A 25,158-nucleotide genomic window follows, 5' to 3' on the forward strand; every position below is an offset into this window, starting at 1 on the left:
GCCGGCAACACCCACTCCCTAACCCCTAATAAACCTCGGCGGATCGAAGGCGGTAATCGGCGGTAACGGTTCACGCCATGGTTCGATCTCCACCCGGCAGGTCTGGGCGCTACAGCCCTGACCCAGGCGCGAACTGCCGCGATCTTCGGTCAATACGTTCGGATTGCCATGCTTGTCCAGCGAACCTTTGACCTTCGGATCCAGCGGGTCGTACCAGGCTCCCGTTGACATCTGCACCACCCCCTTGAGGATCTGCTCGCTAAGATGCACCCCGGCGAGAATCGCCCCGCGGGCGTTATACACCTTCACCACGCTGCCTTCGACAATGCCCCGCGCCTGCGCATCCTGCGGATGCATCCACAGCGGCTCGCGGCCCTGAATTTTCGTCGCCCGGCTGACGCTGCCGTGATCGTACTGGCTGTGCAGACGGGTGCGTGGCTGGCTGGAGAGCAGATGCAGCGGCCAGCGCCCGGCCTCCGCCTGCTGCCGGGCCGCCTCTTCTGTATCCCACCACGGGTGGCCTGGGCATTCGCGATAGCCAAAAGCGGCAATCGTTGCCGAGTAGAGTTCAATTTTGCCGGAGGGAGTGGATAGCGGATAGCGCTGCGGGTCGGCGCGGAACTCCGCCAGAAAGACCTGCGGTTTTTCCGGGGCACGATATTCCAGCACGCCCTGCTGCCAGAACTCATCGAACGAAGGCAGCTCAATCCCCTCTTCCTGCGCCCGCGGCCGGGAGGCTTCATAAATCTGCCGCAGCCACTGGCCGGCGTCCCGCCCTTCACTAAACTGCTCGCCAATGCCCAGCCGCGCCGCGAGATCGCAGAAAATCGCGTAATCATCGCGCGCCTCACCCACCGGCGGGATCTGGGCGCTCATGGCTATCATAAAACCGTCGTGACCACCGCTGCCGATATCTTCACGCTCCAGCGAGGTGGTTACCGGCAACACGATATCGGAGAATTTAGCCTGCGCGGTCCAGTACTGCTCGTGGACCACCACCGTTTCCGGCCGCCGCCACGCTTCACACAGCTGGTTGAGATCCTGATGGTGATGGAACGCGTTCCCCCCCGCCCAGTACACCAGGCGGATATCGGGATAGCGCAGATGCTGGCCGTCAAACTCGTACTCCTCGCCGGGATGCAGCAGCATATCCGCCAGTCGCGCCACCGGGATCACGCTGCTGACCGCATTTTCTCCGGCCGGTAAGCGCGGGCCGGAGAACGCTTTACGCGAGGCTCCCGCCAGGTTGGTGCAGGCGTAACCGAAGCCCAACCCGCCGCCCGGCGTACCGATTTGCCCCAGCAGCGCGGTCAGCGCTACCGTGGCCCAGTAGGCCTGTTCCCCCTGGCGCGCGCGTTGAATGGACCACGAGATATTCACCATCGTACGCTGGCTGGCCATCATCCGCGCCAGAGAGACAATTTCTTGTTCAGCAATACCGGTAATCGCCGCCGCCCAGCGCGGCGTTTTCGCTATCCCGTCGCTCTCGCCGAGCAGATAAGCGCGATACGGTTCAAAGCCTACCGTATGGCTGGCGACAAATTGCGCATCGTACAAAGATTCCACTATCAGCACGTGGCACAGCGCCAGCAGCAGGGCCGTATCGGTGCCCGGACGAATCGCCAGCCACTGCGCGCTCTCCACGGCGCTGAGATCGTTACGCACCGGGCTGATGTTGACAAAGCGCGTTCCCCCCTCCTGCATTTTATCCAGCCAGTGCTTCAGCATATGGTCATTGGCGCCGCCGCCGTTGACCTGCGCATTACGCAGCGGTAAACCGCCGATGGCGACAAACAGCTGGCACTCGCGCGCCAGCTCAGAGAAGTGAGTATGCTGGCGATGCAGCGGACTGAGCGGCCCGAGCACATGCGGCAAAATGCGCTCCCCGGCGGCGCTGCTGTAGGTATTGGTGCTGGCGGTGTAGCCGCCGAAGGTTTTCAGGAAACGATGCAGCTGGCTCTGGGCATGGTGAAAACGTCCGGCGCTGGCCCAGCCGTAAGAGCCACCAAAAATCGCCTCGTTGCCGCAGCGCGTCTTCAGCGAAGTCAGCTCGCGGGCCAGCAGGTCAAGCGCGACCTCCCAGCTCACCTCCACGAAAGGCTCTGTGCCCCGCCCCTCGCGGGAAGCCGGACCATTTTTCAGATAGCCTTCTCGCACCGCCGGACGGCGAATACGCGCATTGCCGGTGACCGCATCGGGGAGTGATTGACCGATACGTGAAGGAGACTTATCCCAGGGGACCGGCGTGACCGCAGCGATATGGCCATCGCGGGCCTGAACCTGCCAGGTTCCCCAGTGCATCACGGTCAGATTATGCTGTTTTCTCATAGTGCCTGTTTTCTTCTCACCCGCTAAAGAGCGCTATAATAGAGCGCGATCCTCGGCAAGATAAAACGCCACCCGCCATATAATATGCTGCATATATAGCAATTACCCCCTCACACTTCGCGGTCCTCCGGGTTATTTACCAGATTTCCCGTCAACTAAACCATAATAATTAAGCAGCAATGATTATTTGCACTAAAAATAACGCATCAGTTTTAATATCCACAATATAAAAGAGGATTAAATTATGCATCATGAAATATTTTCAGCTTACTAATGATAAAATTACGTTTTCCTCGGCTAATCCTGCGATATAACATTGTTGGAATAACTTAGACATATTTCGTATTTGAGGTTGCGTGCTCGTTATTGTCATGCTACGACTCCGCAGCCACCTTCATCACAGGATCATAATAAGAATGTCGCAGAGAAAAAAATTATTACCCGCCGCACTGGGTCTGCTCTCGCTCGTCTCCATTAGCGCATCAGCCGCCGAAGCCCTGTCGCTTCAGGGGAAAACCATCGGCGTCGCCGTGGTTGGCACTCAGCACTTCTGGGATCGTGAAGCCTACAAAGGCGCAACGGAGGAGGTGGAGAAACTCGGTGGCAAGGTCATTGGCGTCGACGGCGGCCGTGATAATCAGGTCCATGCCAACAACCATGATATTTTACTGTCACGTAAAGTCGATGCGGTAATTAGTATTCTCGGCGACAGCGCTGTCGAACCTAAATTTAAAGCCCTGCGCGATGCCGGCATTCCGGTATTTACCGTTGACCATGTATCAAAATATTCGGTCAATAACACCACTTCCGACAACTACACCCTGGGCTCGACCATTGGCCGCTATATGGCGGATGAATTAGGCGGTATAGGCAACGTTGCCGTATTCAATGCGTTCTCCAGCTCCTTGCGTATTTGTGGCATTCGCTACGATCAGTGGAAATATGTCCTTAAGGATTATCCGGATATTCATATTATCCAGCCGGAGCTGGCCGAACAGTTTGCCAATTCCCCGGAAGACGCGCGTAAGAAAACCCTCGAATTACTCAGCCAGTATCCTAAAGGCAAACTCGATGCCATTCATGTCGCCTGTTGGGATCAGCCGGCTATCGGCATTGTCCAGGCGCTGGAAGAGACCGGTCGCGATAAAGACGTGAAGGTTACCGCTATCGATGCCGGTCCGGAAACGCTGGAGATCATGGCCGAGCCGAATAGCCCGTTCGTCGCCAACGTGGCTCAGCAGCCGCATCTGATTGGCCAGACCTCCGCCGACAACGTCGCGCGCTACTTCGCCAAAGAGAAACTGCCGCTGCAGACCTTTATTCCGGTGGTCCCGGTTAAAGGGCCGCAGGAGGCGAAAGCAGTCTACAAACAGCTGGGATATGGCGAACTGCAGTGATCACTCAATCCTTCGGCGGGGCTAACCCCGCCGCTGGTCTGGCGATGAACCAGATCAGCAAAAGCTTTGCCAACGTGACTGCATTAAATGCGGTCACGCTGCTTCTGAATCCCGGCGAAATTCACGGTCTGATCGGCGAGAATGGCGCCGGAAAATCGACGCTGATCAAAATCCTCGCCGGCGTCTACCAGGCCGATAGCGGCAACGCCACCCTGGACGGCGCGCCGCTGCCGCTTGGTCATCCGGCGGCGATTGAAGCGCTGGGCATTCGCGTCATTCACCAGGAGCTCAACCTGATCCCCCACTTTACGGTGGCGGAATCGGTGTTCCTCGGCCAGGAGTACCGTACCCGCTGGGGGGCGCTGGACCGGCGGCGAATGAATGCCGCCACCGAAGCGTTTTTCCGCGACAGCTGGCAGCTGGACATCAATCCCCGCCGCCTGATCCGCGACCTCAGCCTCGCTGAACGCAAGCTGGTGCAAATAGCCCGCGCGCTGATCGACGGCGCGGCAAAGCTGGTGGTATTCGATGAGCCTACCGCGCCGCTGGAAGCGCAGGAAGCCAGCCTGGTCTCCTCAGCGATTCTGCGCCTGCGGCAGCAGGGGATCGCGATTCTCTATATTTCTCACTATCTCAATGAAATCGCCGCCCTGTGCGATCGCGGCACGGTACTGCGTAACGGCGAAGTCGTCGGCTATCCCGACCGGGAGCTCCTGCAAAACACCGACGCGCTGATTAAAATGATGGTCGGGCGCGATATCGAACAGCTCTATACTCCGCGCCAGAGTAGCGCTCATCAGGTCGATGCCGCCGTACCGGTCCTGTCGGTACGCCAGCTCAGCGACGGCGCGCAATTAAACGCGATGACCTTTGATATTCAGCCGGGAGAGATCGTCGGCGTCGCCGGTCTGCTGGGCGCCGGCCGCGACGTGCTGGTCGATCTGCTTTACGGGCTACGCCGCGCCCGCAGCGGCACGATTAGCATCGACGGCCAGCCGAAGCGGCTGCGTACGCCGCATCAGGCCACCCGCGCCGGGATGGCGCTGGTGCCGCGCGACCGCCGCCATCAGGGGCTGATTCTTCCCTTCTCCACCGCCGACAATATTAATCTCGCCTCCCTGCCGGAGACCGCCACCCTCGGCTGGGAGCATCGCGGTCGGGCGCTGGAAAAAGCGCGCAGCTGGATAGACCAACTCTCTATCCGCCCGGGTCGTCCGGAACTGCCGGTGCGTTTTATGAGCGGCGGCAATCAGCAAAAAGCCATTCTGGCCCGCTGGCTGGGTACCGACGCACGGCTCTTTATTCTCGATGAACCCACTCTCGGGGTCGATATCGGCGCCCGCAGCGATATTTATCAGCGCACCCGCGAGCTCGCGGATCGCGGACGCGCGGTACTGGTCTCCTCCAGCGATGCGCCGGAGCTACTGGGCCTTTGCGACCGCATCCTGGTGATGTGGCGCGGCGAGCTGGTGGCCAATCTCCCGACCCGGGGGCTGACGCTCGACGCGCTGCTGGCGACGATTAACGGTGGACAGGAACAACAGGTATGAGTGCAGGTATCCAGCGCCGCCCGCTTCCGGGCATAACGACGCTTATCGAAAAATTCCCGCTGATTCTCTTTTTTGCGCTGCTGGTCTGGCTTAGCCTCCAGTCGCCTTTCTTTTTAAGCTGGCAGAATATCAGCATGATGCTGGTGCAGAGCGTGCCGCTGGCGATTCTCTGTTTCGGCCTGGTGTGCGTGATTGCCGTCGGCGGCGATGACGTGGTCTCCGGTGGTATCGACCTCTCGCTTCCCGCTATCGCCGTGCTCGGCGTCGCCCTGCTGAGCCTCGGTATGGTCGAATGGAACACCCCGTATCTGCTGCTGTTGCTGCTGCTGATCGCGGTATCTCTCGCCTGCGGAGCGGTGAACGCGATACTGGTGCTCGCCGCCGGCTTGCCGCCGCTGCTGGCGACGCTGTCTACCTCCGTCGCCTTTACCGGCCTGACGGATCTGCTGACCGGCCAGCGGCGCATCGCGGTCAACGACCCGCTAATGGTCGCTTTTCGCGACAACGCGGTGTTCGGGGTTCCCTGGCCGCTGATCTACCTGCTGGCGGTATTCGTGCTGTTTCAGTTCTTGCTCCATCACTCCCGCTTCGGCCAGCATTTACAGGCGGTAGGCGGTAACCGCGATATGGCGCAGATGAGCGGTCTCAACGTCCGTCGTCTGACGATTATGGTCTGGCTACTGGCCGGAATCACCGCCGGGCTGGCGATTTTGCCGCTGCTCAGCCAGGGCTCCGGTAGCTCCAGCGGCACGGCGACGCCGCTGCTGCTGGAAACCGTCCTCGCCACCTTTATCGGCGCGGCGTTCTCGCGGCGTCGCGTGGTCACCATCTGGGGCGCGCTGCTCGGCGCGGTGCTGGTCAACGCGCTCTCTAACGGCCTTGGCCTGCTGGGGGTGAATATCTTCTGGATGGGCGCCATCAAGGGCGGCCTGATCCTCATCGTTCTGGCGGCCTCGGCGGTCAGGCATCAAGGAGGCCGCTGATGAGTCAGCTGACGCTCAAATCCTCAGCCAACCGGTCGGGCAGCAGCCCGCTGGCATGGCTGTCGCGGGCCGGATTCGGCATTATCACCCTGCTGGCGGTCGCCCTGTTCGGCTGGGCCAACCCGGTCTTTCTGACCCTCGATAACTGGGCGAATCTACTCCAGGGCAGCGCCATTCTGCTGATTGTGGCGATGGCGATGACCTTAATCGTCAGCGCCGGCGCCATCGACCTGTCGGTAGGCGTAGCGCTCGATTTCGGCGCCGCCTTTGCGCTGGTCGCCTTAAAAACCTGGCACCTGCCGTGGCAGGCGGCGGTGGGCTGCGCCCTGCTTGGCGGAGTGATGATTGGCCTGCTGAATGCCTTCCTGATCCTTATCTGCCAGATTCGTCCGTTCCTCGCCACCCTCGGCACCTGGTTTATCGCCAGCAGCGCCGAGCGCATCTATACCGACGGCGGCGGCTCTATCTCCTACCGCAGAATGGCGCCTGAATATCATGACCTGGCGGTCGGCAATATCGCCGGCATTCCAACGCCGGTGGTGATTGTCCTCGCGCTGTGGCTGGCGGCCTGGCTGATTACCGAACGCACGCTGTTTGGCAAATATGTCCGCGCCATCGGCCAGAACGGTGAAGCGGCGCGAATCGCCGGGATCCGCGATCGCCGGACTTTGCTGTGGGTTCTGGTGGCGGCCTCCGCGCTGTGCGCCGTCGGCGGCGTTATTCTTTCCGCCAACCTGCGCCAGTTTACCCCGCTGGCCGGTCAGGCCTATTTGATGGACGCTATCGCCGCGGTATTTATCGGCACCGCCTTTAACCGACTGGGTCGGGTCAGCATCGCCGGCACTCTCGGCGGCGTGCTGTTCCTCGCCATTATTGATAACGGCCTGAACCTGATGGGACTCAACTACCTGGTGAAAGATGCGCTGGTTGGCGTGATTCTGGTGGTAGCGCTGGCCCTCTCCTTCTGGCAGGCGCGTCTGCGCCAAACCCATCGTTAAGTGGAGCACCTATGGCAGCCTTTGACGCCGTCTTTGTCGGCCTGACTATTCTTGATATCGCCGGTCGCCCGGTGATTGACATCCCGCCGCGCGGCGGGGTGGCCTTTATCGAACAAATTCGCCTTAACCCCGCCGGTACCGCCGCCGGAGCCAATATTAACGCCGCAAAGCTGGGCATTCGTACCGCCGCGGTCGCCTGCCTTGGCGAAGATGAAAAAGCCGATTTTATCCTTGCCAGCTATGCGCGGCTGGGGATCGACTGCTCGCTGATCCAGCGCACGGCGCAGCAGGAAACGTCGGCGACGATCCTGCCGATCCGTCCCAACGGCGAGCGCCCGGCGCTGCACTGCCGGGGCGCTTCCGATGCCCTTTTCGTCAGCGAAGAAGAGTTTGACGCGATTCTCGACTGCCGCTTCCTGCACCACGGCGGCAGCGGCCTGCTGGCGGCGATGGATCGCGGGCAAAGCGCCCTTCTGCTGCGGGCGGCGAAGGCCCGGGGTGTTGTCACCAGTTTTGATTTGATCGCCCCGAATGAGAACACGCTGGAACTGCTGCGCTCGTTGCTGCCGTCGGTCGACTACTTTATGCCTTCGCTGGAAGAGGCAAGCTACCTCAGCGGGCGCACCGACCCCGCCGACATCGCCCGCTTCTTCTTCGAACTGGGCGTCGGGACCTGCATTCTGAAGGATGGCGAAAACGGCTCGTGGCTGCTGACCGGCGACGGTGGCATCGAACATATCGCGGCGTATCGGGTCAATGCCGTGGATACCACCGGTTGCGGCGACAGCTACTGCGGCGGCTTTATTGCCGCGCTGGCCCGCGGGTTAAGCATCAAAGAGGCGTGCGAGGTGGCTTCCGCCGTCGCCGCGCTGGTGGCGACCGGGATGGGATCGGATGCCGGCGTGGTGGACTGGCAGCATACGCAGGACTTTATGGCGGCAAACCGGCGCGGATAAAAAGCTTCGCCGCCGCATCGCGCGGCGGCAAGAGCGGCTTAGCGCCACTGATAGAGTAGCGGCTCGCCAGCGACATAGCGCTGGAGGTCGGCGGCAATCATCGCCGTATGCTTAGCGATGCTCTCCCGCGTCGCGCCGGCAATATGCGGCGTGATGATCACGTTATCAAACTCGGTGATAAACGGATGGTCGCGCCACAGCGGTTCGCGGTGATAGACATCCAGCGCCGCGCCGCCGAGCGGGCCATGACGCAGCGCGTGAATCAACGCCTCTTCATCCACTACCGCGGCCCGCGAGGTGTTAATCAACAGCGCGCCGGGCTTCATGCTATTCAACAACGCCGCGCTCACCAGACCATCGCTGTGCGGGCCGCTGCTCAGATGCAGGCTGACGATATCCGCCTCGCGGAACAGTCCCTCAAGCGTCGTTTTCTGTAGACCCGGTTCGTTGATATCTTCCGCGGCGACAAACGGATCCACCACCAGCACCGCCATGCCAAACGCCCGCGCAATACGCGCCACGCGGCGACCGATATTGCCATAGCCAATCAGCCCCAGGGTTTTGTTGCGCAGCTCGCTGCCTTTAAACACTTCATAGGGACTCTCCGGGCTCACGTCCCACACCACATCGCGGCGCAGTCCGCTCTGAGTAGCCTGGGTGGCGTTCTCAGCACGGGTAAATTCACCGCGTTTCAGCGCCGCATGGGACTGCGGAATATGCCGCGCCAGGCTCAGCATCAGCCCGATGGTCAGCTCCGCCGCGGCGTCCGCATTGCGCCCCGGCGTATAGAGCACGCGGATACCGCGGGCCTGAGCGGCTTTGGTGTCAATGTTCACCGGATTGGCGCGGGTGCAGGCGATGACCTGCAGTCGCGGGCAGGCGGCGATCACCTCTTGCGTCACATCGTCATAGCTGGTGACCAGAACATCGGCATCATGCGCCAGCTCAATCAGCTGGCCCGCGCTCAGTTTCGGTTTGCCCAGCGCCCAGCCTTCCACCAGCAGCTCGCCGAGTTGCTGAAAGGCTGTGAGATCGCCGGAATGTTCGGCGGTAAAAACGATTTTCATGAATGTTGTTCCTGAGAAAGACGGTGGAGGGCATCCTGTCGGGCCTGCCAGACGGGCAGCATCTGCTCGCGCAGCAGCCGGTAAACCGGGTACAGGGCAGCGTAGCGGGCGTGGGCCTGCGGATCGGGCTGATAGCGGGTCTGCTCCAGCGTTGGATAGTGCGCCAGCGCGCCGACGCTACGGGCCGCCAGAATCGCCGCCCCGCGAGCGCTGAGTTCATTAAAGGTGCTGGAGACCACCGTGCGCCCGCTACAGTCGGCAATAATTTGTAGCCAGGTCGCCGAGGCCGCGCCGCCGCCGGTCAGGTACAGTTCGCCGCCCTGCGGGTAGCCCTGAAGCGAGTCGACGATGGCGTAAGCCAGTCCTTCAAACACCGCCCGCTGCAGCTCCGCGCGGGTCGTGTGCTGGCTGATGCCAAAATACCCGGCCCGCGCATCGGGGCTGAAAAACGGCGCGCGTTCGCCGTTGAGATAGGGTTGCCAGAAGACGCCGCCGCTGCCCGGTTCGACATCGGCGATAGACTGCTCCAGCAACTGGAGGTCCGGCGTCAGGGAAATATGCTGTTGCAGCCAGTCAATATTCGGCGTGCCGGCCTGCATCGGGAAGAGATTGATAAAGCTCCCCGACTCGGTGTGGGTGACATAGCGTGTCCCCTCATTCACCGCCTGGCGACCGTGGCAGACAATCCCGGTACAGCAGGTGGTACCGAGAATGGTGTAGATATCGCCATCGTTGACCGCTCCGCAGCCCAGCGCGGCGCTGCACACGTCGAGCGCCCCGGCGGCCACCGGCGTGGCGGCGGGGAGTCCGGTAAGGGCGGCGACCTCATCGCGCAGCGTGCCGGCCGGCGCATCGGGGGCCAGCCGCGGCGGGAACAGGTGCTGAAGATCGGCCAGCCCCATTTCGTTAAGCACCACCTCCGACAGCTCGCCGCTGTGCTGATTGAGCAGCGAGGTGCTGGCGTCGGTAAAATCCAGCGCCGCCACCCCGGTTAAGCGAAAACGCACCCAGTCTTTGGCGAAAAACAGATAATGAGCCTGCGCCAGCCGCTCCGGTTGATAGTGCCGGAGCCAGCTCAGCTGCATGCTGGTATTGCACGGTTGCAGGTGAGTGCCGGTGTCAGAGAAAAAGCGCCGGTCGAAGCCCGGACGGCGTAATAGCTCGCTCATCAGCTCGCGGCTGCGGGTATCGCTCCACAGGATCCCCGGGCCAACCGGTTCGCCCTCGGCATCGCTCAGCCAGACGCCTTCGCCCTGCCCGGCAAGGCCGATCGCCCGCAGACGTCCGGTCTTCAGCTCCGGCTGTCGGGCAATTTGTTGCAAAATGGCCATCACCGACTGCCACAGCTGCGCCATATCCTGCTCGGCATGACCGTTCGCCGACAGGCGCGGGCCGGTACTCTCCGCCGCGCTGGCTCGAGCCTGAAAGTGCTCATCAAACAGCACCGCCTTAACGCGCGAGGTGCCGATATCGATTCCGAGATAAAAATCCATGCCTGACCCGTTAGTGGAGTGAAATTTAGTCGCGCTCGTAGCGGCGGCGCATCAGCTCGCACTCGAACAGAAACTCCAGACCTTCCAGCTGACGGCGGGCCTCGTTAATATCTTTGCCCCAGCAGGTCAGGCCGTGGCCGCGCAGCAGGAAGCCGTAGCGCAGCGGGTTGGTCTGCGCATAATCTTCAATGCGCGCCGCCAGGGCGTCGATATCCTGGTCGTTATCGAAAATCGCCACCGGTACGGTATCGAGATGGCTGTGCTGGCCGGTCAGGGTTTTCTGCATCTCATAGCCCTGCAGCGCGAGGGTGGCGCTTTTTTCAATCCGCGACAGTACGGTGGCGTTGACGGTATGGACGTGCAGCACGACGTTCGCTTCCGGGAACAGACGATACACCAGGGTATGCAGACCGGTTTCAGCAGAAGGTTTACGCCCGGAAGGCGCTTTATTGCTGGCGATCTCGACCTGCAGGAAATCTTCCGTCGTCAGGCTGCCTTTATCGCGTCCCGACTCGCTAAGCCAGCACCAGGTCTCATCCTGACGCACCGACATATTGCCGCCGGTTGCCGGCGCCCAGCCTTTCGCGCCGATCCAATGACAGGTGGTGACCAGTTGCGCGAGTCTTTCTTGCCACATAGCAGTTCCTTAGTTTAGCGATGTTAATTTGAGAACCTTTACGGGCAGGCGCTATTGTTGCAGGCAGTCTGGACACGAGCAGCGCGGAACACCCGGAGCGTACAGGAAGTACGTGAGGAGTATTCGCTACGCTCACCCTTCGGGCCGCCATCAAAGGCGTTCAAAACTCTACGCGTTTGTGTGAGCACTACCCGGGTCCAAAATGGCCCATAAAATAGCCTGGTCAAAGGTTCTTTAGCCGTCTAAATGGCTATTTACCCGATACTAACACCGCTAGCTTAAGTGAACAATATTTCAGGAAAGGCTTACATTGATAATGGTTATATCAGAAATGCATATGAAATTACTGTTTTTAACAATGATATAACCGGCGGTTTTCATGAAGCCCCTATTACCGACTATCCGGGTTCAAAAAGACGGGGGATCGTTCTGTAGGAAAGAAGTGCGATGCGCCTGCAGAAACCGGGCGCAAAATGCGTAGAGACGATTATGCCCGACAAGATCGTGATTTGCGGGATTGCAGGCATGGCAACCCCGCGCCGCCAGTCCCTGTCTGATTGTTGATAAAGTGCGCGTCTCGGGCATTGCCCGGTGGCGGCTGACGCCTTACCGGGCCTACGAGATCCGCCCTTCATATCAAGCCCGCAACCCGTCAGAGCAATCCCGGCCCCAATCCGCCCCGTAGGTCGGGTAAGGCGCCAGCCGCCACCCGACAGAAATGCGGACACAATCGCTAAATCTCAGCGCCTGCCTGCGTAATCTGTCAGCCGCTGCCCCATCGCGGGGCAAAACTTTGCACCGTGCACACTCTTCTGGCAAACATCGGCTGATAAACGACTTTTTATGTGCATACTGCCCATTACATTGTGTCACCCCTGCCTTGATTTTGTTGGCATATCTCTTGCTACCTCTCTGCCATCGCCATTCGGATAGCCACTCAGAGGTTCCACAATGTCAAACAGCAATGATTTTCCGCTCGTCGAAGCGCCCGCCTCCGGGCGTAAGGGCCTGTTTTCGATCTCCATGGTTTTGTTCAGCTTTACCTTTTTTACCGGCACGATGTTCGCCGGTGGCAAACTAGGCGTCTCTTTTTCCATCGTCAATCTCCTGTGGATTGCGGCGATCGGTAACTTTCTGCTGGCTCTGTATGCCGCCTCCCTCGGCTGGATTGCCGCACGAAGCGGGCTGAATACCGTGCTGATGGGACGTTTTTGTTTCGGTGAAATCGGCAGCAAGCTCGCCGATTTTATTCTCGGCTTCGCCGAACTGGGCTGGTACGCCTGGGGTACTGCGACGGTCGCCATCTCGCTGGTCAAAATCCTCGCTCTGCCCGCCGCCATGACCATCCCGCTGATGATCCTGTTCGGTATCCTGTTCTGCGTCACCGCGCTGGTGGGCTACAAAGGGCTGGATGCGCTGTCACGCGTGTCGGTGCCGCTGATGTTCATTCTGCTGGTGGTCTCGATGTACCTTGCCGCCCACCACGCCGGCGGCTGGCAGGCAATGACCAAAATCGAACCGGGCGAGACCATGACCTGGTCGGCGGCGATCACTATGGTCTTCGGCACCTTCGCCAGCGGCGCGACCCAGGCGACCAACTGGACGCGGCTGGCCAACTCCAGCCGCACCGCTATCGTCGCCAGCATGAGCAGTTTCCTTATCGGTAACGGGCTGATGATTGTGGCCGGCGCCTGGTGCGCCATCGTCTACCAGCAGGCCGATATTGTGGAAGTGCTGATTTTGCAGGGGCTGTCGGTCGCCGCGGTGGTGATGCTGTGTCTCAACCTGCTGACCATTCAGGGGCCGACGATTTATAACGTCTCGGCGGCCGCCTGCCATCTGCTGCGCAGCGAGCGCCGCCGCACTCTGACCGTGGTCGCCGCCGGCGTCGGTATTCTGCTGGCCATTGGCGGGATGTATGAAATGCTGATCCCTTTCCTGGTGCTGCTGGGCAGCATTATTCCGCCCATCGGCGGCGTTATCCTCGCCGACTACTGGTTTTATCGCGGCGGCCGCTATCCGCTGCTGCACACCGCCCGCTTACCACGCTTTAACTGGCTGGGGCTTAGCGCCTACGCCGTGGGTGCGGTGGTGGCTTACCTGTCGCCGTGGATCGCCCCGCTGGTTGGCATTACCGTTTCTGCGCTGGTCTATATCGCGCTGACACGTCTGAGCAAACGTCAGCCCGCCGCTGATTCGGTCGCGGAGCAGTAGTCATGAGCCTGACGGTCAGCGAAATCCTCGCCCTCGAGGGACTCTCCGCCCTGCGCCTGCGCGCGGGTCAACAGGGACTACAGCTGGCGGTGCGCTGGTACTACGTAGCGGAAAATGAAAACATCGCCGAATGGATCATGGGCGGGGAACTGGTGTTTATCACCGGGATCAACCATCCCCGCGATGAAGACAACCTGATCCATTTGCTGATGGAAGGTAAGCAGCGCGGGATCGCCGGGATGGTGATCCTCACCGGTGACCAATATATTCAGGCGATCCCGCCGCGCCTGATCGCGCTGGCCGACGAGCTGGGTATTCCGCTGATCGAACAGCCCTATCTACTGAAGATGGTGATTGTGACCGAACGCATCGGTACCGCGCTGGTGCGCAGCGAGAATGCCCTGCAATCGCAGCGCGATATTCTGCTACAGCTGTTAACCGGCGACTATCCCGACCTGCAAATCCTGCATCAACGCGCGCTCCACCAGCAGCTGGATTTTACCCGCCCGCTGCGGGTGGCGGCGCTGCGCCTTGAAGGAATCCAGCGCCTGTTTCGCCAGCTTCCTCCGGAGCAGGCCGAAGCCTGGCTCCAGCAGGCCCGCCGCACCGTGCGCCAGCGCCTGCAGCAGCAGCTCAATCAGCAGGGCAACCCCTTTCCGCTGGTCGAACGCAGCAATATGTTTCTCTTCCTGCTCCCGGATGAAGAAGGCGAGTTTTATCAGCAGAAAAAGTGGCTCCAGGCGTGGCTGCATGCGCTGGCGGAAGGCGACGACGGGTTATCGCTGCTGTGCGGTCTTTCGGCGCCGGTGCAACAGCTGCAGGGATATCCGCGCGCGCTGTCGCAGGCGCGTCAGGCGCTGGACCTCAGCGATAGCCTGCGTCCAGCCCAGCGCATCAGCGACTACCAGCAGCTGGGCTTTATCAAGCTGCTCTCCGCCGTCAGCGATCCCACCCTGCTGAGCGATTTTATGCACGACACCCTCGGCTGCCTGATCGAACCCGATCGCAAAAGCCCATGGCTGTTGCTGGAGACGCTGGAAACGCTGCTGCAGGAGAGCGGTAACGTGGTCAGAGCCGCCGAGCGGCTGGGCATTCATCGCAACACGCTGCATCAGCGTATTCAACGTATTGAAAAGCTGACTCGCAATCCGGTCAGCCATCCGCAATTTCATCTCAACGCCTCGGTCGCCCTGGCTATCTGGCGTATGTCGCAAAACCATTTACGGGAACAACCATGAAAATTATCAACGCGCGTCTGCGCCATCAAGAAGCGCTCTATACCCTTGAGTTACAAGACGGTCTGATTAACAGCATCACCCCGCAGGCCGCCGCGCAGGCGGCTGCAGCCAGCGATATCGACGCACAGCAAAAGCTGGTTATCCCGCCGTTCGTCGAGCCGCATATCCACCTCGATGCCACCCTGACGGCGGGCGAGCCGGAGTGGAATATGAGCGGTACGCTGTTCGAGGGGATCGCCCGCTGGAGCCAGCGTAAAGAGAGCGTCACCGTTGAAGATACGCGCCAGCGGGCGCTGAAAACTATCGGTATGCTGCGCGATAACGGCGTACAGCATGTGCGCACCCACATCGATGTCACCGACCCCTCCCTGACGGCGCTTGAAGCGATGCTGAGGGTGAAAAAAGAGGCGGCCCATCTTATCGACCTGCAGATCGTCGCCTTTCCGCAGGAGGGCATTGAGTCCTTCCCCGGCGGACGCGAACTGATGACTCGCGCCATTGAAATGGGCGCCGACGTGGTGGGCGGCATTCCGCACTACGAAAACACCCGTGATAAGGGCGTCAGCTCTCTGAGCTTTTTGATGGACCTGGCCCAGCGCCACGGCTGCCTGGTGGACGTGCACTGCGATGAAACCGACGACCCGCAGTCGCGCTTCCTCGAAGTGCTGGCGGAAGAGGCCCGGGTTCGCGGCATGGGCGCACAGGTCACCGCCAGCCATACCTGCGCGATGGGCTCCTACGATAACGCCTACTGCTCAAAACTGTTCCGACTGCTCAAGGCCTCCGGCATCAACTTTATCTCCTGCCCGACGGAAAGCATTCACCTGCAGGGGCGCTTCGACAGTTGGCCGAAACGCCGCGGCGTGACGCGGGTGGCGGAGCTGGACCGCGCCGGGATCAACGTCTGTTTTGCTCAGGACTCGATTCAGGATCCGTGGTACCCGCTGGGCAACGGCAACATCATGCGCATTCTCGACGCCGGCCTGCATATCTGCCATATGCTGGGCTATGAAGATTTGCAGCGCTGCCTCGATCTCATTACCGACAATAGCGCCCGCACGCTGTGTCTCGGCGACAACTACGGCATTGCCGAAGGTCGCCCGGCAAACCTGCTGATCCTTGATGCGCAAAACGACTATGATGCGCTGCGCCGCCAGGCCAAAGTGCTGACCTCCATTCGTCACGGCAAGATCATTTTGCAGCGCCAGGCGGAACAGATTCACTACCCGGTATAAGCGTGACGTTGACGCGGTACGCATCCCGCGTCAACCCGCTGCTCGCGCAGGGATTTATGTGATACCTTCTTACTACTTTTTTGTGCCGGCCATGGGCTCCATGCGTCGGCATGGGCTCACTAAGAACAACCCGTACCCTGACACTATGAGCGAAAAAAAATGGATTAAGGCTGAGGATGTTGCCCGACTCGCCGGCGTCTCCCGTTCCGCGGTTTCCCGCACCTTTACGCCCGGCGCATCGGTGGCGGAAAAAACCCGGCAGAAGGTCCTCGCCGCGGCGGAAACGCTGGGCTATCAGGTCAATATCATCGCCCGCGCGATGAATACCGGCAGCAGCAACTTTATCGGCATCGTCACCGCCGGGTTTGATAACCCGTTCCGCAGCAAGCTATTGTCGCCGCTGGTCCACCAACTGGCGCTCAACGGGTTTATGCCGCTGCTGATGAACGCCGACGATCCGCAGCAGCTCGCCCCGTCGCTCAAGCAGCTGCTGAGCTATCACGTCGCAGGAGTCATTATCACCTCCGGAGCGCCGCCGCTGTCGCTGGCGGAGGAGTATCTGGAGCGGAAAATCCCGGTGACGCTGATCAACCGCCACGCCGATCTGGCCGGCTGCGATCGCGTATGCAGCGACAACGCGCAGGGGGCGAAGCTGGTGGCCGACCTGTTTGTTCAGCGCCAGTGGCGACAGGCCGGGTTTATCGGTGAAAGTCTGGATAACTTCAGCACCCGACAGCGCTACGACGCGTTCGTTGCCCATACGCAAGGCATAGACGTTGCCGCGCACTTCTGCGAAAGCAGCGGCTATCAGGCGGGCTTTCGCGCCGCCAGGCAGCTGCTTGCCGCGCATCCGCAGCTGCAGGCGCTGTTCTGCGCCACCGATATGCTGGCGCTCGGCGCGCTGGACGGTCTGCGGGCCGACAATCCTGCCGCTCCGCTACCTGCCATTATCGGCTTTGATGATATCCCGCAGGCGGACTGGCAGCCCTACCAGCTGACCACCGTGCAGCAGAATACCGCCCTGCTCGCCCACCATGCGGTGGATTTGCTGGTCACGAGGATCGCTAAATTCAACCTGCCGTCACGTCATCGCGAAGTGCCGGTGAAACTGATTGTTCGTCAGAGCACAAAATGAAATATTCATTTTATGCCAGAACGATCACAGAATAATTTTTTTAATCCATCCACACTCACTTCGCCCTTCGGGGCTGTTTTTTTTACGCACAATGCACACGTGTGCAAAAAGGAGAATAAGCATGAAATCCCTGGAATCAGATGCGCTGCAGGCCCGCTATCGCCTGGCCTGCGAGCTGGCGCAAGCCGGTGCTGAACTGGCATTCGAATACTACCAGCAGCGTGACCGGCTGGCGGTAGATCATAAAGGCGACGACCTGCAGGACGTGGTTAGCGTCGCCGATAAGCGGGTCGAGGAGTTTGTTAAACAGCGCATTATCAGCGCCTTTCCGCAGGATGGTTTTCTCGGCGAGGAAAGCGGAACACAGATGCCTGACGCCCGCGTGCTGTGGGTTGTCGACCCTATCGACGGCACCAGCTGTTTTCTTAACGGCCTGCACACCTGGTGCCTGTCGATGGCCATCGTCGCCGACGGCGAACCGGTTATCGGCGTGGTGTACGACCCCAACCATCGCGAGCTGTTCCACGCCCTGAAAGGCCAGGGCGCATGGCTCAACGATGCGCCCATCGCCCCACATCCGGCGGCGACGGTCAAAGAGGGAGTGATGGGCGTCGGGACCTCGCACCGCGTGACGCCGGCGATCTTTCTGCCCTTTCTCGATGCGCTGCTCAGCGATGGCGGCATGTTTATCCGCAACGGCTCCGGGGCGCTGATGAGTGCCTGGGCGGCGGCAGGCAGGCTCATCGGTTACTACGAACCGCATATGAACCCATGGGACGCGCTGCCGGGGCTGGTGCTGATGCGCGAAGCCGGCGGCCTGAGCAATGACTATCTGGCGGAGGATGGGATTCGTCATGGCAACCCGCTGCTGCTGGCCAGCAAGAGGCTCTATCCACAATTAAAAACCATGCTTTGTCACCCATTACCTTAACCGTATCGGGTCAGGCTTTATCTGATTATGTACTCTACACAACGACAACATACCCTAAATAATTCGAATTACAGAAAGGCGGCAAGTGCGTGACAAATTCGTCGGGAACGAATTTGACCAGCCGAAGGCTGGCCTCCGGTGAGAGGCAGGAGCCTCTCATTAATCCCCAGCAGCTTACTCTGGTAAGTGACTGGGATGAGCGAACGCAGCCAACGCATCTGCAACTTGAAGTATGACGGGTTAAACCTCACGGACGAACCACACTAATCAGTCAGGCCTCCGACCTTCGGAGATACCATTATGTCTGGAAGAATTATCGCATTTTTTCGCGCTTCTCCGCCCAAGGCAGGCGTGCAGTTCGATGAACAACGCTTTCGCCGCGTGCGCTGGCAAACTTTTTTAGCCATGACCGTCGCCTACGTGACCTTTTACGTCTGCCGACTGTCATTTACCGTCGCCAAAAGCGCGCTCGTCGAGCTGGGTATTTCTCCTACCGAGCTGGGAATGATCGGCTCGGCGCTGTTTTTCAGCTACGCCATCGGCAAACTGGTTAATGGCTTCGTTGCCGATCATGCCAATGTGGTTCGCTATATGAGTCTCGGCCTGCTGCTGAGCGCCGGGATGAATCTGATGATGGGGATGACCAGCAATGCCCTGCTGCTGGCGGTTTTCTGGGGAATCAACGGCTGGGCGCAATCGATGGGGGTCGGTCCCTGTGCGGTATCGCTGGCACGCTGGTACGGATATAAAGAGCGCGGCACCTTTTATGGTATCTGGTCAACCGCCCACAACATCGGCGAAGCGCTGACCTACATCGTGATCGCCGCCGTCATTGCGGCCTTTGGCTGGCAAATGGGCTATTTATCAACGGCAGCGCTCGGCGCCGTCGGGGTGGCGCTGTTGCTGCTGTTTATGCGCGATTCACCGCAAAGCTGCGGCTTCCCGTCAATCAACGTGATTCGCGACGAACCGCAGGAAGAGGCGGAGGCCCGCGGCTCGGTGTTTAAAAATCAGCTGCTGGCGCTGCGCAACCCGGCCCTGTGGACGCTGGCGATGGCCTCGGCGTTTATGTATATCGACCGCTACGCGGTGAACTCGTGGGGGATCTTCTTTCTCGAGCAGGATAAAGCCTACTCTACCCTTGAAGCCTCCGGGATTATCGGGGTTAACGCCATCGCGGGTATTGCCGGCACCATTCTCGCCGGCATGCTCTCCGACCGCCTCTTCCCGCGTAACCGCAGCGTGATGGCCGGGTTTATCAGCCTGCTCAACACCGCCGGCTTTGCGCTGATGCTCTGGTCGCCGCACGGCTACTACACCGACATTCTGGCGATGATTATCTTCGGCGCCACCATTGGCGCATTGACCTGCTTCCTTGGCGGACTGATTGCGGTCGATATTTCGTCGCGCAAAGCCGCGGGCGCAGCGCTCGGCACCATCGGTATCGCCAGCTACGCGGGGGCGGGACTCGGCGAGTTTCTCACCGGCATCATCATCGATAAAACGTCGATTATCGAAAATGGCAAAACGCTGTACGACTTCAGTACGCTGTCGCTGTTTTGGGTAGGCGCCGGCCTGATGTCCGCGCTATTCTGTTTTACCACCGCTGCTATTGTCGCCAGGCGACACGCGATAGAACGTCAGACCTCATTCTCGTCATAACACTTTAACCGATAAGGAAGATTTTATGATGCCTGTACGACATCAGGTTTTGCTACGCTTGCTGTTTGCCTGCGCCCTGCCGCTGCTGGCCGCACCGGGGCATGCCGCCGCGCAGTTTGAGCTGGAAAAAGTGGTTGAACTCAGCCGCCACGGCATTCGCCCGCCGACACCGGGCAACCGGGAAGCCATCGACGCCGCGACTCAGCGTTCGTGGCCCCAGTGGACCACCCACGACGGCGAGCTGACCGGCCATGGTTATGCCGCGGTGGTCAATAAAGGGCGCGAAGAGGGCCTGCGCTTTCGCCAGCTCGGCCTGCTGACGGCGGGCTGCCCGGCGAACGGCGAGATTTACGTTCGCGCCAGTCCCTTGCAGCGCACGCGGGCCACCGCCCAGGCGCTGGTGGACGGCGCCTTTCCCGGCTGTGGCGTAGCCATTCATCACGTCAGCGGCGACGCCGATCCGCTGTTTCAGACCGAGAAATTTGCCGCCACGCAAACCGATCCCGCCCGCCAGCTGGCGGCAGTGGAGGAAAAAGCCGGCGATCTGGCACTGCGTCGGCAGGCGCTGGCTCCGGTGATTCAGCTGCTGAAAAATGCGGTCTGCGTGCCCGGCAAGCCCTGTCCGGCGTTCGACCAGCCGTGGCAGGTCGAGCAGAGCAAAAGCGGCAAAACGTCGATTAGCGGACTGAGCGTGATGGCCAATATGGTTGAGACGCTGCGCCTGGGCTGGAGCGAAAACCTGCCTCTCAGCCAGCTGGCATGGGGCAACATCACCCGCTCCAGCCAGATCACCGCCCTGCTGCCGCTGCTGACGGAGAACTACGATCTGAGCAACGACGTGTTTTATACCGCGCAAAAACGCGGTTCGATTCTGCTCAACGCCATGCTGGAGGGGGTAAAAGAAGGCGCCACGCCTGACGTGCGCTGGCTGCTGCTGGTGGCGCACGATACCAATATCGCCATGGTGCGTACGTTAATGGATTTTAGCTGGCAGTTGCCGGGATACAGCCGCGGCAATATCCCGCCGGGCAGCAGCCTGGTACTGGAACGCTGGCGCGATACCCATAGCGGTAAACGCTACCTGCGCGTCTACTTCCAGGCGCAAAGTCTGGACGATTTACGTCGTCTGCAAATACCGGACAGCCAGCATCCGCTGCTGCGCCAGGAGTGGCGTCAGCCGGGCTGCCAGACGACCGCCGTCGGGACCCTGTGCCCTTACCAGGCGGCGCTGACAACCCTCGGCCGGCATATCGACCCGCACTCTGCTCCGGAGGTCGATATGGTTCTGCCGTGATTGGGCGATCGTGCCCGCACGCTTGTCAGGTGGCGGCTGGCGCCTTACCTGACCTACAAAACCCGATCTGAGCCCGTCCCGAAGGCCCGGTAAGGTGTCAGCCGCCACCGGGCAATTTTACAAGGTGCACTTTACCCATAACCAGAGGGGAATAACTGCGCTTTGACTCAGGCCTTTTTCGGCGAAAACGCCCCGGCCGCCACCTGCTCCGGGGTGACCACGCCGCTATCCAGCACCCAGCCGCTAATTAACGCCGCGGGAGTGACGTCAAATGCCGGATTGTAAACGGCGGCATCTTTCGGCGCCCACTGTACCGCGCCAAAGCTGCCGGCGACGCCGGTCACTTCCGCTGCCGCCCGCTGCTCAATCGGAATCGCCTCGCCGTTGGGACAGTGGCGATCGAGTGTGGTTTGCGGTGCCGCCACGTAGAACGGAATAGCGTGATACTTCGCCAGTACCGCCAGGGAATAGGTGCCTATCTTATTCGCCACATCGCCGTTAGCTGCGATACGGTCAGCCCCGACCCATACGGCGTCAACCTGCCCTTTGGCCATCAGGCTGGCGGCCATCGAATCGGTAATCAGCCGATAAGGCACTCCCAGTTCACCCAGCTCCCAGGCGGTCAACCGACCGCCCTGCAGCAGCGGGCGCGTCTCGTCGACCCAGACGTTTTCCACCAGCCCGCGCTGATGGGCCAGCGCAATCACTCCCAGCGCCGTCCCTACGCCCGCCGTGGCCAGACCGCCGGTATTACAATGCGTCAGCAGGCGGCTGCCCGGCTTCACCAGCGCGCTTCCCGCTTCGGCGATGCTGGCGCACAGCTGTTTATCTTCTGCGATCAGGCGCAGCGCTTCCTCTTCCAGCGCCTGGGCATAGTTCTCTTCCGCCAGCGCCAGCTTCATGCGATCGAGATTATTCATCAGATTTACCGCCGTCGGGCGCGCGGCGCGCAGCGTTTCCAGCGCCTGAGCCAGTTCATCCCGGCTGAGGCCGCGCCGGGCCAGCAGCGCCAGCAGCAGACTGGCCGACAGGCCGATTAACGGCGCCCCGCGTACCCGCAGGGCGTGAATATGGTCCACCAGCAACGAAACGTTATCCGCCGCCAGCCAGCGTTTTTCCTGCGGCAATGCCTGCTGATCAAGAATAAAAAGCTGATTTTCGCTTACCCGCAGGCTGGTGGTCTGTAGTGTCTGCATATCGTTAAATCCCTGTTGCGTTGTTGTATCACATTGTGTCAGGATGAAATCCAGAAGTATAGACGTCTGAACGGCTTAATCAGAACTTTTGAGGATCGAGGCAATGTCGCAATACCATACCTTCACCCCCGGCGATGCCGTGGCATACGCACAACAATTTGGCGGCATCGATGACCCGTCGGAGCTGGTGTCCGCGCAGGAAGTGGGGGACGGTAACCTCAACCTGGTCTTTAAGATTTATGATACTCACGGCGTGAGCCGCGTTGTCGTGAAGCAGGCCCTGCCCTACGTTCGCTGCGTAGGGGAATCCTGGCCGCTGACCCTCGACCGCGCTCGTCTCGAGGCGCAAACCCTGGTGGCGCACTACCAGCACGCTCCGCAGCACACGGTGAAAATCCACCACTTCGACCCCGAGCTGGCGGTGATGGTGATGGAAGATCTTTCCGATCATCGTATCTGGCGCGGCGAGCTGATTAACAACGTTTACTATCCGCAGGCCGCCAGCCAGCTGGGAGAATATCTGGCCCAGGCGCTGTTTCATACCAGTGATTTCTACCTCCATCCGCATGAGAAAAAGGCTCAGGTCGCCCGGTTTATCAATCCGGAGATGTGCGAAATCACCGAAGACCTGTTTTTCAACGACCCGTACCAGGTTCACGAACGCAATAACTACCCGGCCGAACTGGAAGCTGAAGTGGCCGCCCTGCGTGACGACGCGTCGCTCAGGCTGGCAGTCGCATCGCTGAAACATCGCTTCTTCTCGCATGCCGAAGCATTGCTACACGGCGATATTCACAGCGGTTCCATTTTTGTTGCCGAGGACAGTTTTAAAGCCATCGATGCGGAGTTCGGCTATTTCGGCCCGATAGGTTTTGATATCGGTACCGCCATCGGCAACCTGCTGCTGAACTACTGCGGCCTGCCGGGGCATCTGGGCATTCGCGATGCGGCCGCGGCTCGCGAACAGCGTCTGCACGATATTCAGTCGCTGTGGAATACGTTTGCCGAACGCTTCCAGTCTCTGGCAGCGGAGAAAACGCGCGATGCGGCGCTGGCCTACCCCGGCTATGCCTGCGCGTTCCTGAAAAAAGTCTGGAACGACGCGATTGGCTTCTGCGGCACCGAGCTGATTCGCCGTAGCATCGGCCTGTCCCATGTCGCCGATATAGAGACGATTCAGGATGAGGCCATGCGCCACGAATGCCTGCGCCACGCGATCGCCCTGGGTAAAGCGCTGATTGTGATTGCCGACCGTATCGATAGCGTCGAAGAGCTGGTGGCGCGAGTGCGCCAGTACAGCTAAGTGCGGCCTGTATGCCGGGTGGCGGCTTACGCCTTACCCGGCCTACGGTCCTGATACCTTATCCAACACATCGTCATGACGCCTTATCCGGCCTACACTCCTGATGCCTTATCCGGAATATCGTCCTGACGCCTTACCCCGTCTACGCTCCTGATGCCTTATCCGGCATATCGTCCGGGGTTTTGTAGGCCGGGTAAGCGCAGCGCCACCCGGCAAAAAACCTACCCGAGATACTCAATCACCGACAACCCGCCGTTGTAATCCGTGCTGTAGATAATCCCCTGCGCATCGACAAACACATCGCAGGACTGAATGACCTGCGGGCGACCCGGACGGGTATCCATCATTTTTGCCGGCGCGGCCGGGACCAGCGCCCCGGTCTCCACCGGGCGATAAGGGTTGGAAATATCGTAGGCGCGAACGCCCGCATTCTGGTAAGTGGCAAAAATCAGCGTTGAGCTGATAAAGCTGCCGGGGCGATTCTCATGCAGATTATGCGGACCAAAGTGCGCCCCTTTCGCCACGTAGTCGGCTTCATCCGGCTGCGGGAATGTGGCGATACTCACCGGGTTTGTCGGTTCGCGGATATCAAAAAGCCAGATCAGCTTCTCGCCATCCTGCTGATTATCAAGCACCGCTTCATCCAGCACGACCAGCAGATTTCTGTCCGGCAGCGGCAGCGCCGTATGGGTTCCGCCGCCAAACGGCGGGCTCCAGTTACGATGGCTAACCAGCTTCGGCTGAGTTCTGTCCTTCACGTCGAGCAGCGTCAGGCCACCGTCGCGCCAACTGCCGTAAGCGGTGTCCCCGGCGATAATGGCGTGATGCAACGCGTAGCGCTTGCCCTGCGGCCAGTCCGCCGTCTCCCCTGCCGCCAGGTTCATCCCCGGCAACCACCAGCGTCCGCCCACTTCCGGCTTGCGCGGATCCGCCAGATCGATAGTCAGGAAGATATAATCGCTAAAACCGTCAATCAGCGCGGAAACGTAGGCCCAACGCCCGCCAACGTACCAGATCCGATGAATGCCGATACCGCTGAGTGACAAAAAGCCAATCTCGCGCGGATGCTCCGGACGTGAAATATCAAAAATCCGCAGCCCGGCGCTCCAGCCCTTATCCTGCACGTCGCTCACCGTTTCACCCACCGAACGCGTGTAGTAAACCTTCTCGTCGGCAAAACGGGTGTCGGCAAACAGATCGCGGGCATTAATAACCAGCAGCAGATCATCATGCGCCTGCAAATGCACGTTCCAGGTCCCCGGCGGCGCGGCAATGTAGTTTACCGCTTGCGGACGCGCCGGATCGCGCACATCCACCACCGAAAAACCCTGCGACACCATATGGCCGATATACGCAAAGCCACGGTGCACCATGAGCTGGACGCCGTCCGGGCGTCCTCCCTGATCGCTATGCCCAATCAGCCGCATATTGCGGCTGTAGTCGGGGCGCGGTAATTCAATCACCTTGAGCTCCTTTTGCCGGATGGTGGCGGCGCCTTATCCGACCTGCCAGACCACAGACCCGGTAAGCGCAGCGCCAGC

Annotated in this window: 19 protein-coding genes; 13 read left to right on the forward strand and 6 right to left on the reverse strand. The window is 60.3% G+C overall.

What is annotated here, in order from left to right:
* Positions 1-18: 18 nt before the first annotated feature.
* Positions 19-2,328: a molybdopterin-dependent oxidoreductase gene (locus GRPL_RS02985; protein WP_032700581.1), complete on the reverse strand. Its 2,310-nt coding sequence runs from the start codon at positions 2,326-2,328 to the stop codon at positions 19-21.
* A gap of 416 nt (positions 2,329-2,744) precedes the next feature.
* Between GRPL_RS02985 and GRPL_RS02980 the strand changes: the two genes are divergently transcribed.
* From GRPL_RS02980 to GRPL_RS02960, 5 genes are read left to right on the forward strand one after another with little or no spacing between them, the layout of a single operon-like run.
* Positions 2,745-3,725 (forward strand): sugar ABC transporter substrate-binding protein, encoded by a 981-nt coding sequence (locus GRPL_RS02980; protein ID WP_032700582.1) that lies wholly within the window; start codon positions 2,745-2,747, stop codon positions 3,723-3,725.
* A 44-nt stretch (positions 3,726-3,769) separates the two neighbouring features.
* On the forward strand, positions 3,770-5,275 hold the full coding sequence (locus GRPL_RS02975) for a sugar ABC transporter ATP-binding protein (RefSeq protein ID WP_162180123.1): 1,506 nt from the start codon (positions 3,770-3,772) through the stop codon (positions 5,273-5,275).
* The gene (locus GRPL_RS02970) at positions 5,272-6,258 is read left to right on the forward strand and encodes an ABC transporter permease (RefSeq protein WP_032700584.1); all 987 of its coding nucleotides are present in this window, start codon (positions 5,272-5,274) and stop codon (positions 6,256-6,258) included. The genes GRPL_RS02975 and GRPL_RS02970 overlap by 4 nt, the downstream gene beginning before the upstream one ends.
* Complete coding sequence (locus tag GRPL_RS02965) at positions 6,258-7,256, forward strand: ABC transporter permease (protein WP_032700585.1); 999 nt, start codon at positions 6,258-6,260, stop codon at positions 7,254-7,256. The genes GRPL_RS02970 and GRPL_RS02965 overlap by 1 nt, the downstream gene beginning before the upstream one ends.
* 11 nt (positions 7,257-7,267) lie before the next feature.
* Positions 7,268-8,212 carry a carbohydrate kinase family protein gene (locus GRPL_RS02960; protein WP_032700586.1) on the forward strand — a complete coding sequence of 315 codons (945 nt, stop codon included), beginning with the start codon at positions 7,268-7,270 and terminating at the stop codon, positions 8,210-8,212.
* Positions 8,213-8,250: 38 nt separating this feature from the next.
* Here GRPL_RS02960 and GRPL_RS02955 read toward each other — a convergent pair whose 3' ends face one another.
* Genes GRPL_RS02955 through GRPL_RS02945 form a run of 3 tightly spaced genes read right to left on the reverse strand, consistent with a single transcriptional unit; the run spans position 8,251 to position 11,409 of the window.
* Positions 8,251-9,279, reverse strand: a complete 1,029-nt coding sequence (locus tag GRPL_RS02955) for a 2-hydroxyacid dehydrogenase (protein WP_032696418.1) — start codon at positions 9,277-9,279, stop codon at positions 8,251-8,253.
* Positions 9,276-10,772: an FGGY-family carbohydrate kinase gene (locus GRPL_RS02950; protein ID WP_032688917.1), complete on the reverse strand. Its 1,497-nt coding sequence runs from the start codon at positions 10,770-10,772 to the stop codon at positions 9,276-9,278. Before GRPL_RS02950 ends, GRPL_RS02955 begins: the two co-directional genes overlap by 4 nt.
* A gap of 25 nt (positions 10,773-10,797) precedes the next feature.
* Positions 10,798-11,409: a methylthioribulose 1-phosphate dehydratase gene (locus tag GRPL_RS02945; RefSeq protein ID WP_032688919.1), complete on the reverse strand. Its 612-nt coding sequence runs from the start codon at positions 11,407-11,409 to the stop codon at positions 10,798-10,800.
* A gap of 951 nt (positions 11,410-12,360) precedes the next feature.
* Here GRPL_RS02945 and codB point away from each other — a divergent pair.
* From codB to GRPL_RS02910, 7 genes are all read left to right on the forward strand, one after another.
* Positions 12,361-13,623: a cytosine permease gene (codB, locus tag GRPL_RS02940; RefSeq protein WP_032700587.1), complete on the forward strand. Its 1,263-nt coding sequence runs from the start codon at positions 12,361-12,363 to the stop codon at positions 13,621-13,623.
* A gap of 2 nt (positions 13,624-13,625) precedes the next feature.
* Positions 13,626-14,861: a PucR family transcriptional regulator gene (locus tag GRPL_RS02935; protein ID WP_032700588.1), complete on the forward strand. Its 1,236-nt coding sequence runs from the start codon at positions 13,626-13,628 to the stop codon at positions 14,859-14,861.
* Positions 14,858-16,096 carry a cytosine deaminase gene (codA, locus tag GRPL_RS02930; RefSeq protein ID WP_032688924.1) on the forward strand — a complete coding sequence of 413 codons (1,239 nt, stop codon included), beginning with the start codon at positions 14,858-14,860 and terminating at the stop codon, positions 16,094-16,096. Before GRPL_RS02935 ends, codA begins: the two co-directional genes overlap by 4 nt.
* Before the next feature lie 145 nt (positions 16,097-16,241).
* Positions 16,242-17,231: a LacI family DNA-binding transcriptional regulator gene (locus GRPL_RS02925; protein ID WP_032688925.1), complete on the forward strand. Its 990-nt coding sequence runs from the start codon at positions 16,242-16,244 to the stop codon at positions 17,229-17,231.
* A gap of 121 nt (positions 17,232-17,352) precedes the next feature.
* Entirely contained in the window at positions 17,353-18,162 is an 810-nt protein-coding gene (locus GRPL_RS02920) for an inositol monophosphatase family protein (protein WP_032688926.1), read from the forward strand.
* Between the two features lie 300 nt (positions 18,163-18,462).
* The gene (locus tag GRPL_RS02915) at positions 18,463-19,824 is read left to right on the forward strand and encodes an MFS transporter (protein ID WP_032700589.1); all 1,362 of its coding nucleotides are present in this window, start codon (positions 18,463-18,465) and stop codon (positions 19,822-19,824) included.
* 25 nt (positions 19,825-19,849) lie between these two features.
* Positions 19,850-21,118: a histidine-type phosphatase gene (locus GRPL_RS02910; RefSeq protein ID WP_032700590.1), complete on the forward strand. Its 1,269-nt coding sequence runs from the start codon at positions 19,850-19,852 to the stop codon at positions 21,116-21,118.
* Positions 21,119-21,285: 167 nt separating this feature from the next.
* Here GRPL_RS02910 and mtnA read toward each other — a convergent pair whose 3' ends face one another.
* Entirely contained in the window at positions 21,286-22,314 is a 1,029-nt protein-coding gene (mtnA, locus tag GRPL_RS02905; RefSeq protein WP_032700591.1) for an S-methyl-5-thioribose-1-phosphate isomerase, read from the reverse strand.
* Between the two features lie 103 nt (positions 22,315-22,417).
* Here mtnA and mtnK point away from each other — a divergent pair, with 103 nt between their 5' ends.
* Positions 22,418-23,617 carry an S-methyl-5-thioribose kinase gene (mtnK, locus tag GRPL_RS02900; RefSeq protein ID WP_032688932.1) on the forward strand — a complete coding sequence of 400 codons (1,200 nt, stop codon included), beginning with the start codon at positions 22,418-22,420 and terminating at the stop codon, positions 23,615-23,617.
* A gap of 221 nt (positions 23,618-23,838) precedes the next feature.
* On the opposite strand, the gene GRPL_RS02895 is transcribed toward mtnK, so the two are convergent.
* On the reverse strand, positions 23,839-25,080 hold the full coding sequence (locus GRPL_RS02895) for an LVIVD repeat-containing protein (protein WP_032700592.1): 1,242 nt from the start codon (positions 25,078-25,080) through the stop codon (positions 23,839-23,841).
* Positions 25,081-25,158 lie beyond the last annotated feature (78 nt).

The sequence above is a fragment of the Klebsiella planticola ATCC 33531 genome, from assembly GCF_000735435.1.
Taxonomy (GTDB): Bacteria; Pseudomonadota; Gammaproteobacteria; order Enterobacterales; family Enterobacteriaceae; genus Klebsiella; species Klebsiella planticola.

What these genes read in the sequence shown, in the direction of transcription:
- GRPL_RS02980 (WP_032700582.1), top strand. Translation starts at nt 2,745, where the DNA reads ATGTCGCAGAGAAAAAAATTATTACCCGCCGCACTGGGTCTGCTCTCG.
- GRPL_RS02965 (WP_032700585.1), top strand. Translation starts at nt 6,258, where the DNA reads ATGAGTCAGCTGACGCTCAAATCCTCAGCCAACCGGTCGGGCAGCAGC.
- GRPL_RS02910 (WP_032700590.1), top strand. Translation starts at nt 19,850, where the DNA reads ATGATGCCTGTACGACATCAGGTTTTGCTACGCTTGCTGTTTGCCTGC.
- GRPL_RS02970 (WP_032700584.1), top strand. Translation starts at nt 5,272, where the DNA reads ATGAGTGCAGGTATCCAGCGCCGCCCGCTTCCGGGCATAACGACGCTT.
- GRPL_RS02950 (WP_032688917.1), bottom strand. Translation starts at nt 10,772, where the DNA reads ATGGATTTTTATCTCGGAATCGATATCGGCACCTCGCGCGTTAAGGCG.
- GRPL_RS02955 (WP_032696418.1), bottom strand. Translation starts at nt 9,279, where the DNA reads ATGAAAATCGTTTTTACCGCCGAACATTCCGGCGATCTCACAGCCTTT.
- GRPL_RS02915 (WP_032700589.1), top strand. Translation starts at nt 18,463, where the DNA reads ATGTCTGGAAGAATTATCGCATTTTTTCGCGCTTCTCCGCCCAAGGCA.
- mtnK (WP_032688932.1), top strand. Translation starts at nt 22,418, where the DNA reads ATGTCGCAATACCATACCTTCACCCCCGGCGATGCCGTGGCATACGCA.
- GRPL_RS02960 (WP_032700586.1), top strand. Translation starts at nt 7,268, where the DNA reads ATGGCAGCCTTTGACGCCGTCTTTGTCGGCCTGACTATTCTTGATATC.
- codB (WP_032700587.1), top strand. Translation starts at nt 12,361, where the DNA reads ATGTCAAACAGCAATGATTTTCCGCTCGTCGAAGCGCCCGCCTCCGGG.
- mtnA (WP_032700591.1), bottom strand. Translation starts at nt 22,314, where the DNA reads ATGCAGACACTACAGACCACCAGCCTGCGGGTAAGCGAAAATCAGCTT.
- GRPL_RS02945 (WP_032688919.1), bottom strand. Translation starts at nt 11,409, where the DNA reads ATGTGGCAAGAAAGACTCGCGCAACTGGTCACCACCTGTCATTGGATC.
- GRPL_RS02985 (WP_032700581.1), bottom strand. Translation starts at nt 2,328, where the DNA reads ATGAGAAAACAGCATAATCTGACCGTGATGCACTGGGGAACCTGGCAG.
- GRPL_RS02935 (WP_032700588.1), top strand. Translation starts at nt 13,626, where the DNA reads ATGAGCCTGACGGTCAGCGAAATCCTCGCCCTCGAGGGACTCTCCGCC.
- GRPL_RS02925 (WP_032688925.1), top strand. Translation starts at nt 16,242, where the DNA reads ATGAGCGAAAAAAAATGGATTAAGGCTGAGGATGTTGCCCGACTCGCC.
- GRPL_RS02920 (WP_032688926.1), top strand. Translation starts at nt 17,353, where the DNA reads ATGAAATCCCTGGAATCAGATGCGCTGCAGGCCCGCTATCGCCTGGCC.
- GRPL_RS02975 (WP_162180123.1), top strand. Translation starts at nt 3,770, where the DNA reads ATGAACCAGATCAGCAAAAGCTTTGCCAACGTGACTGCATTAAATGCG.
- codA (WP_032688924.1), top strand. Translation starts at nt 14,858, where the DNA reads ATGAAAATTATCAACGCGCGTCTGCGCCATCAAGAAGCGCTCTATACC.